The organism is Thermogutta sp., assembly GCF_014359955.1.
In the GTDB taxonomy this organism is placed as follows: Bacteria; Planctomycetota; Planctomycetia; order Pirellulales; family Thermoguttaceae; genus Thermogutta.
In genome coordinates this window covers 1-2,321 of the sequence record NZ_JACIYL010000708.1, presented here as the reverse complement: position 1 = coordinate 2,321, position 2,321 = coordinate 1, and the positions used below count along the sequence as shown (strand labels likewise).

2 protein-coding genes are annotated in these 2,321 nt (G+C 57.0%); one reads left to right on the top strand and one right to left on the bottom strand.

Annotated elements, in window-relative coordinates; translation table 11 throughout:
* Window positions 1-1,272 (bottom strand): neutral/alkaline non-lysosomal ceramidase N-terminal domain-containing protein (locus tag H5U08_RS16095; protein WP_297035362.1); only part of this gene is annotated, 1,272 nt, incomplete at its 3' end.
* A gap of 178 nt (window positions 1,273-1,450) precedes the next feature.
* Between H5U08_RS16095 and H5U08_RS16090 the strand changes: the two genes are divergently transcribed.
* On the top strand, window positions 1,451-2,321 hold an 871-nt coding region (locus H5U08_RS16090; protein ID WP_297035360.1), incomplete at its 3' end, for a DegT/DnrJ/EryC1/StrS family aminotransferase.

Below are 2,321 nucleotides of genomic sequence, written 5' to 3'. Positions count from 1 at the left end.
TTCCCACACTCGCCGGGAGGGAATGTAGGCCATTACGTCGTTTGCGTAGCCGGCCACCCAAATTGTGGGCGCAACCGTGTTTTGCAAAATGTTAACGTAATCAACGACAACTTCGCCACCCAGTGCCACCCAGTACTGATCGTCTCCGAGCCGCCAGACCTGCACGGGATAGGGATAAGTGTTGGCCCATGGCTTGCCGGCTGCCCTTTCTGCAAGGAGCCGACCGGCCCATCTGGCCTGGTACCCGCCGGCCTGAACTGCTCGCTTCAGCGCGGTGTCGTCCACCAACTCGAACCGAAGATCGACCGTGGTGAACGCTGTTTTCAATTTCGGAGTGAGTGTTTGACTTGCCTTCCCCCAGGTGGATAGGACGGCACTGGCAAGTTGGTCGCCATATTTCTGGCACAGTTCTAGGGAACGGCGCGGGATCGGGTTTTGATCGGCTCCACAACCCGCAAAAAACATTGCCGTCACGCCTGGCATAGCCTTTTCTATCGAAAGCTGTGCGAACCCTGGGTAATCACCGCACCATTGATAGAGGTCCAGTGTCGTCGCGTGGCAGGCGTATCCAAAAACCACGGCCACAGGTCTCCCGGCGGTGTCAGTCACCCAGAAACCGGGCACCCGATGGTTGACGGGCCCCCGGAGCTGTTCGCCCCGAGCCAGGAGATTTGGCACCTCCCTCTCTTTATTGTTGCGGCGATTGACAGCAAAATGGGCCTCACTTTCGAAGGCCGAGAGCGTGACAGGACGGAGGGCCTGGATGGCACGCTCGACCGCCCCGACGGCCCACTGCTCCAGTTGCCGGGTGTAACGGGAGATGAGTTCTTTCTGGGAGTCGTCAAGCGGATAAATGTCGTAAAGTGCGTTCTCCAAGACCGGCCCACAGTGGGTATGGCTGGCGGCAAGCATGATCTGATCTCGTCCCAACCCAAATTTCTGGTGAAGCTCCTCACATATTTTCTCGCTTACGTGTCGCGGAAATCCCAGAATGTCCGCTGTGACCAAAACGCCATGATGTCCGTCCTGATCTTCCAGGACGAGCGCCTTCAGCCACAGGTCGTGGATCTTTCCCTCGGCCGGCCGCTGCCGAGCGGCGTATCCAGCCATCCACTGTCCAACGGGTGGCGTGATGACCTGCCGCGCCACACCCGCTCGCCAGCAAGGGCCTGCCTTTTCGGAAGCGGTGCTGGGCCCACTTGGACTACCGCCCAGAACGGCAAGAAATACCACAGCGCCGATCAGACTGAGAAGCGAAGATCTTCGCATCATGGCGGCGACTCCGCGTTTAAACGTGACTCAATCAGTGCTGAAGACAAAACGAGGACGTGCATCTGCGTCATGTTTTTTTGCGAATCGTGACCCCATTGTTGACGTAAGATGTGAAATTGGTCAAGATATTTGCCGGACGAGTCCCCTGAGTTTTCTGGACCACTATGGAGGTAACGCTATGGCCCGCCGAAATAATCGTCGGCAGTTTTTGGTGCACACGGGTGTTCTGGGTCTGGGCACCATGGGTAGCGGATCGCTGATGACCGCAGTCTCTCAACAAGTTAATGTCCCCAACGTGGTCCCAGACCTCCAGGAAAAACCAGCCCTCCTCGGTGGTAAGCCCGTCCTGTCCCGTTCCTGGCCGTCCTGGCCGATGGTTCATAAATCGGACGAAGATGCGATCATGGAGGTCCTGCGGGCAGGACGGTGGTATCGCAACCGTTCCGTCGAAGAATTTGAAGAGCGATATGCAGAACTGAATTCAGCCAGGTTTTGCATCGCGACGGCCAGCGGCACGACGGCCCTCTTCACTTCCCTGGGCGCTTTGGGTGTTGGACCGGGCGATGAAGTGATCGTTCCTCCTTTTACCTTCATGGCCACTGTGACCGTCGTTCTTTTGCACTACGCCTTACCTGTTTTTGTCGATTCCGACCCCGATACCTTCCTGATGCATCCGAAGAAACTGGAAGCCGCTATCACACCGCGCACCAAGGCGATCATTCCCGTTCACATTGGCGGCAACGTAGCGAATCTCGACGAGATTCTTGCTGTGGCGGAACGGCACAAAATTCCCGTAATCGGCGATGCCTGCCAGGCCCATCTCGCTGAATGGCGCGGCAAAAGTGCCGGAAGCTGGGGAACCACCGGCTGTTATAGCTTTCAGCTCAGCAAGAACTTGTGTTCGGGAGAAGGAGGCGCGATCCTGACAAACGACGAAGCCCTCGCCGATGCCTGTTTTGCCTTCCACAACTGTTATCGAAAACGTCCAAAAGCGAGCGGTTCAACCAACCTTGCCTTCGGACGAAACGGCAACTTTCATATGACGGAAT